This is a genomic window from Burkholderia sp. E168m23 (assembly GCF_016586125.1).
GTDB classification, from domain to species: domain Bacteria; phylum Pseudomonadota; class Gammaproteobacteria; order Burkholderiales; family Burkholderiaceae; genus Burkholderia; species Burkholderia orbicola.
In genome coordinates, this window is the sequence record NZ_BCPP01000406.1 from 1 (window position 1) to 5,962 (window position 5,962).

At 67.4% G+C, this 5,962-nt stretch carries 7 protein-coding genes; 6 read left to right on the forward strand and 1 reads right to left on the reverse strand.

Annotation, left to right across the window (positions count from 1 at the left end; all coding sequences use genetic code 11):
* The 6 genes from JMF90_RS20410 to JMF90_RS20435 form a co-directional block, all read left to right on the forward strand.
* Nucleotides 1-908, forward strand: a 908-nt coding sequence (locus tag JMF90_RS20410) for an acetyl-CoA carboxylase biotin carboxylase subunit (protein WP_201325366.1), incomplete at its 5' end; no start/stop codon positions are given.
* Nucleotides 909-910: 2 nt separating this feature from the next.
* Nucleotides 911-1,813, forward strand: a complete 903-nt coding sequence (gene prmA, locus JMF90_RS20415) for a 50S ribosomal protein L11 methyltransferase (RefSeq protein ID WP_175808969.1) — start codon at nucleotides 911-913, stop codon at nucleotides 1,811-1,813.
* A gap of 45 nt (nucleotides 1,814-1,858) precedes the next feature.
* The gene (locus JMF90_RS20420; RefSeq protein WP_175808968.1) at nucleotides 1,859-3,253 is read left to right on the forward strand and encodes a zinc-ribbon and DUF3426 domain-containing protein; all 1,395 of its coding nucleotides are present in this window, start codon (nucleotides 1,859-1,861) and stop codon (nucleotides 3,251-3,253) included.
* A 71-nt stretch (nucleotides 3,254-3,324) separates the two neighbouring features.
* Complete coding sequence (gene tpx / locus JMF90_RS20425) at nucleotides 3,325-3,828, forward strand: thiol peroxidase (RefSeq protein WP_006476975.1); 504 nt, start codon at nucleotides 3,325-3,327, stop codon at nucleotides 3,826-3,828.
* An 85-nt stretch (nucleotides 3,829-3,913) separates the two neighbouring features.
* Entirely contained in the window at nucleotides 3,914-4,852 is a 939-nt protein-coding gene (locus tag JMF90_RS20430) for a carbohydrate kinase family protein (RefSeq protein WP_006476976.1), read from the forward strand.
* 19 nt (nucleotides 4,853-4,871) lie between these two features.
* The gene (locus tag JMF90_RS20435; RefSeq protein ID WP_006476977.1) at nucleotides 4,872-5,345 is read left to right on the forward strand and encodes a glycine zipper 2TM domain-containing protein; all 474 of its coding nucleotides are present in this window, start codon (nucleotides 4,872-4,874) and stop codon (nucleotides 5,343-5,345) included.
* Between the two features lie 241 nt (nucleotides 5,346-5,586).
* On the opposite strand, the gene JMF90_RS20440 is transcribed toward JMF90_RS20435, so the two are convergent.
* Nucleotides 5,587-5,962 (reverse strand): histone H1-like DNA-binding protein (locus tag JMF90_RS20440; RefSeq protein WP_201325367.1); only part of this gene is annotated, 376 nt, incomplete at its 5' end.

Sequence of the window (5,962 nt, forward strand, 5' to 3'; positions counted from 1 at the left end):
ATCCGGTCATCATCAAGGCGGCAGGCGGCGGCGGCGGGCGCGGGATGCGCGTCGTGCACACCGAGGCCGCGCTCGTCAACGCGGTCAACATGACCCGCGAGGAAGCCGGCCGTGCGTTCGGCAACCCGCAGGTGTACATGGAGAAGTTCCTCGAGAACCCGCGCCACATCGAAATCCAGGTGCTGTCGGACGCGTACAAGAACGCGATCTGGCTCGGCGAGCGCGACTGCTCGATGCAGCGCCGTCACCAGAAGGTGATCGAGGAAGCGCCGGCGCCCGGCATTCCGCGTCGCCTGATCGACCGCATCGGCGACCGCTGCGCGGACGCATGCAAGAAGATGGGCTACCTCGGCGCGGGCACGTTCGAATTCCTGTACGAGAACGGCGAGTTCTACTTCATCGAGATGAACACGCGCGTGCAGGTCGAGCACCCGGTATCCGAACTGATCACGGGCGTCGACATCGTGCAGGAACAGATCCGCATCGCGGCCGGCGAAAAGCTCACGCTGCGCCAGCGCGACATCCAGTTCCGCGGACATGCGATCGAATGCCGGATCAACGCCGAAGATCCGTTCAAGTTCACGCCGTCGCCGGGCCGGATCACGTCGTGGCATACGCCGGGCGGCCCCGGCGTGCGCGTCGATTCGCACGCCTACAATGGCTATTTCGTGCCGCCGAACTATGATTCGATGATCGGCAAGCTGATCACCTACGGCGCGACGCGCGAGCAGGCGATCAGCCGGATGCGCATCGCGCTGTCGGAAATGGTCGTCGAAGGCATCCAGACCAACATCCCGCTGCACCGCGAGCTGATGATCGACGCGAAATTCGTCGAAGGCGGCACCAGCATCCACTACCTCGAAAACCGGCTCGCGCAGAAGCAGCAGGTCGCACCGGAAGAAGCGTAAGCATGAGTTATCGCGAACTCGTCGTCGAACTGGCCCGCGAGCATGCGGAGGCCCTGTCCGACGCACTGCTCGATCTCGGCGCGCTGTCGGTGTCCGTCGAGGATGCCGACGCCGACACGCCCGACGAACAGCCGCTCTTCGGCGAGCCGGGCCTCGTGCCCGATCGCACCGCGTGGCAGCACTCGCGCGTGGTCGCGCTGCTGTCGGCCGACCATGAGCCGGCCGTGCTGCTCGCGGCGGCCGCGAACGAGATCGGCCTCGCGGAGACGCCGAAGTTCGTCGTGCGTGAAGTCGAGGAGCAGGACTGGGTGCGGCTCACGCAGTCGCAGTTCGAACCGATTCCGATCGGCGAGCGGATCTGGGTCGTGCCGTCGTGGCACGATGCGCCCGATCCCGATGCGCTCGTCCTCGAACTCGACCCCGGCCTCGCGTTCGGTACCGGCAGCCACCCCACGACCCGTCTGTGCATGGAGTGGCTCGAGCAGTCGGTGAAGCCCGGCCAGTCGGTGCTCGACTACGGCTGCGGCTCGGGCATTCTCGCGATCCTCGCGAAGAAATGCGGGGCGAACCCCGTGATCGGCATCGACATCGATCCTCAGGCGGTCGAATCGGCGCGCCAGAACAGCGAACGCAATCGGGCGGAAGTCACGTACGGGCTGCCCGATGCGTGCCCGGAAGGCGAATTCGACATCGTCGTCGCGAACATCCTGTCGAACCCGCTGAAGCTGATGGCATCGATGCTCGCGTCGAAGGTCAAGTCGGGCGGGCGCATCGCGCTGTCGGGCGTGCTCGCTCGTCAGGCGGACGAAGTGGCGGCCGTTTATGCACGCTACGTCGACATCTCGGTCTGGCGCGAACACGAAGGTTGGGTATGCCTTGCCGGAACCCGCCGCGAAAGCCATTAGAATAGCGCTGTCCTTCACTCTGGCCAGCAGGCCGCCCGGCTCGACATGCTTCTTGCGACGCGCTGCCCTCATTGCGAAACCGTCTTCCGGCTGCAGCAGGAACAGCTCTCGCTGCATCAGGGGCTCGTGCGCTGCGGGCACTGCCACGAAGTCTTCAACGCCGCCGAATCGCTCGTTCCCGAGTACGCGCAGCAGCCCGAACCGGCGCTGACCGAACCGGCTGCCGCGCCGGATAGCAGCGACACGCACCAGCAGGCCGCGCCGGCCCGGTTGTTCGCCACCGACACGCCGGCCGAATTGCCGACCGGCACCGATTACAAGCCGGAAGGCTGGGACATGTGGGCGCCGTGGCTCGACGCCGGCGTCGATCCGTCGCTGCAGCACAGCGTCGAGACCGTGCGCACCGAGCCGCTGATACCGCTCGCGCTCCCGTCCACGGAAGCCGGCGTCGTTCATCTGTCGGGTACGCCCGCGCCATTCGCGTCCTCTCCAGCCGAACTCGATTCGTCGACTGCCGTCGAGCAACCGACGGAACCGCATTCGCCGCAGGCGCAACACGCACCGCACGAAGCCGAAGAAACCGCACCCTCGCCCTCGCCCGCGCCGCTCGAGCGCGACCCGCGCGAGCCTCGCTTCGTCGCCCACCTTCCGTCGGAAACCGAAACCGCCACCGAGCCGGCCGAACCCGTCGTCCCCGCGCACTTCGCCGCGCCGGACGACGAACGCGCGCCGCGCGAACCGCGTTTTGCGTTCACGCCTGCGCCGGCCGTCACCGAAGCCGAAACCGCATCGGAACCCGGCACCTTCGCCCGACACGACGAAGCTCGGGCCGCAGCGGCAGCCGATGAACCGGCCGCCCAGCCTGTCGTCCAACCGGCCGTCCCATTCCCCGCCGCACTGTCCGACGACGATCGTCCGCACTTCGCCGTCACGCGCGAGACGCGCGCGCCGCAGCGACGCGGGATGCTCGGCGGCTTTTTCGGCGGTCTCGTCGCGGCCGCGCTGGTCGGATTGCTCGCCGCGCAACTGGCGTGGTGGCAACGCGAAACGCTGATGATCTACTGGCCCGTCACGCAAGGCTGGTTCCGGCAGGCCTGCGCGCCGCTCGGCTGCACGGTCACGCCGCCGCGCGCGATCGACGGGCTGCGGCTCGACGCGACCGACCTGCGCCAGCTCGACGGCCCGCGCGAGCTCGAACTGAAGGTGCCGCTGACGAACCGCTACCGCGTCGCGCTCGCGTATCCGTCGGTCGAACTCACGCTGCTCGACGACACCAATCACGTCACCGTGCGCCGCGTGCTCGCGCCGCGCGATTACGTACGCCCGGGCACGCCGATCGACGCCGGGCTGCCGCCCGGCACGACGCAGACGATGGTCGTCCGCCTCGAAACGAACGGCACGCCCGCCTCGAATTTCCGCGTCCAGATCTTCTATCCGTGACGCGCCGCGGCGCGCATGCGCGCCCGTCTCAACCCGCGCGCCCGAGCGGCGCGCTATTTCGGAGCACGAACATGAGCAAAGTTACGCTGGGTGGCAACCCGATCGATCTCGCCGGCACGTTCCCGGCCGTCGGCGCGCAAGCCGCCGATTTCAAGCTGGTCGGCAAGGACCTCGCCGACCTGTCGCTCGCCAGCTTCGCCGGCAAGCGCAAGGTGCTGAACATCGTGCCGAGCCTCGACACGCCGACCTGCGCGACGTCGACCCGCAAGTTCAACGAAGCCGCGTCGTCGCTCGACAACACGGTGGTGATCGTCGTGTCCGCCGACCTGCCGTTCGCCGCCACGCGCTTCTGCACGACCGAAGGCCTCGCGAACGTCGTGACGGCATCGACGTTCCGCACCGGCCGCGCGTTCGCGAACGCGTACGGCGTCGACGTGACGAGCGGCCCGCTGAACGGCCTGACCGCCCGCGCAGTGGTCGTGCTCGACGCGCAGGACAAGGTGATCCACGCGGAACTCGTCGGCGAAATCAAGGATGAGCCGAACTACGATGCAGCGCTCGCCGCGCTGAAGTAAGCTTTCTTCCGCTTTCCCCTGCCGCGCCGCGCCCTTCGCGCGGCGTTGTCGCGCAGGGCCCTTCATTTCTACAGGAACGCACACCTTGGCTACGCTGATTTGCGGCTCGATCGCCTACGACTCCATCATGACCTTCGAAGGGCGGTTCCGCGAGCACATCCTGCCCGACCAGGTGCACCTCATCAACCTGAGCTTCCTCGTGCCGACGATGCGCCGCGAGTTCGGCGGCTGCGCGGGCAACATCGGGTACGCGCTGCACCTGCTCGGCGGCGACGCGCGCATCATGGGCACGATGGGCGCGCTGGATGCGCAGCCGTATCTCGACCGGCTCGACCAGCTCGGCCTGCGCCGCGACCACGTTCGCGTGCTGCCCGATACGTACACCGCGCAGGCGATGATCACGACCGATCTCGACAACAACCAGATCGCGGCGTTCCACCCGGGCGCGATGATGCAGTCGCACCTGAACCACGCGGGCGACGCACCGGACATCAAGCTCGCGATCGTCGGCCCGGACGGCTTCGACGGGATGGTGCAGCACGTGGAAGAGCTCGCCAAGGCCGGTGTGCCGTTCGTGTTCGATCCGGGCCAGGGTCTGCCGCTGTTCGACGGTGCGACGCTGCGCCGCAGCATTGAACTTGCGACCTACGTAGCGGTCAACGACTACGAGGCCAAGCTGGTGAGCGACAAGACGGGATGGTCCGAAGATGAAATCGCCAGCCGGGTCGACGCCCTCGTCATCACGCGTGGCGAGCACGGCGCGATCATCCGCCACAAGCAGGGCGCGGAGCAGATTCCGGTCGTGCCGGCCGAGCGTATCGCCGATCCGACCGGCTGCGGCGACGCCTTCCGGGGCGGCCTGCTGTACGGCATCGAGCATGGGCTCGACTGGGCAACCACCGGCCGCCTCGCGAGCCTGATGGGTTCGCTCAAGATCGCCCATCAAGGGCCCCAGACTTACGTACTGACGCGCGCCGAAATCGACGCACGCTTCGAGACTGCATTCGGTTACAGTCTCAAATGAATATTGTGGGAGAGCAAAGATGTTGACGAAAAAAACCCTCACGCTCGCGGCCATGCTGACGGCCACGCTGACCCTCGCCGGCTGCTTCACGGCACCCGGTTCGGCGGATGTCTATAGCGTCGGCCAGGCGCAGCGCGAACAGACGGTCCGCATGGGCACGGTCGAAAGCGTGCGTGCGGTGCGCATTCAGTCCGACGGCGGCGGCAGCGCGATCGGCACGCTCGGCGGCGGCGCACTCGGCGCGGTCGCGGGCAGCGCGATCGGCGGCGGCAAAGGCTCGATCCTGACGGCGATTGCCGGCGGCCTCGTCGGTGCGGTCGCGGGTAACGCGGTCGGCGAAAACCTCAGCACGGCGAACGGTGTCGAAATCACCGTGCGCCTCGACAACGGCGATCTGCGCTCGATCACGCAGGCAGCCAGCGGCGAAGCATTCCGCGCCGGCGAGCGGGTACGCCTGCTGTCGAGCGGCGGCGTCACGCGCGTCACGCACTAACCGATATCCTCAGCACGCGGCGCAAGCCGCGGTCGAACGCATGTGCGAAGCCGCACATGCGTTTTTTTTCGTCCGCTCGCTTTCCTCCGCGCTCGCGTCGGCGAGCTGATCGGCGCCCCTTCGACGACGCGTGCAGACGAAAAAAATCCCGCCACCTGAGCCAGATGGCGGGACTGATTGAGTAGCGCTACTCAACCCACGGACACCACGTGAGTGTCCGGGTGATGCTGCTCAGCCGCGATTACGGACGGCTGCCGGTCGGGAACGGCCATGCTGCTGCCGGGTTGAGCGCGGTCTTCACGCCCGATGCCGGCGCAACCGATGCGGTCGACGCGGTCGTTGCCGGCGCAGCCTTCTTCACGACGGCCTTCTTCGGAGCAGCAGCCTTCTTCGCCGGTGCGGCAGCCTTCTTCGCAGGGGCAGCCTTCTTGGCGGGCGCGGCCTTCTTCGCAGCAGCCTTCTTCGCAGGCGCGGCCTTCTTGGCAGCAGCCTTCTTCGCCGGCGCGGCCTTCTTGGCAGCAGCCTTCTTCGCCGGTGCGGCCTTCTTCGCAGCAACCTTCTTCACTGCGACTTTCTTGGCTGCAACCTTCTTCGCGGCGGCCTTCTTAGCCGGTGCT

Bases quoted from the DNA above. Each gene is read 5' to 3' on its own strand.
- prmA (WP_175808969.1), top strand. From the start codon at position 911: ATGAGTTATCGCGAACTCGTCGTCGAACTGGCCCGCGAGCATGCGGAG.
- JMF90_RS20420 (WP_175808968.1), top strand. From the start codon at position 1,859: ATGCTTCTTGCGACGCGCTGCCCTCATTGCGAAACCGTCTTCCGGCTG.
- tpx (WP_006476975.1), top strand. From the start codon at position 3,325: ATGAGCAAAGTTACGCTGGGTGGCAACCCGATCGATCTCGCCGGCACG.
- JMF90_RS20435 (WP_006476977.1), top strand. From the start codon at position 4,872: ATGTTGACGAAAAAAACCCTCACGCTCGCGGCCATGCTGACGGCCACG.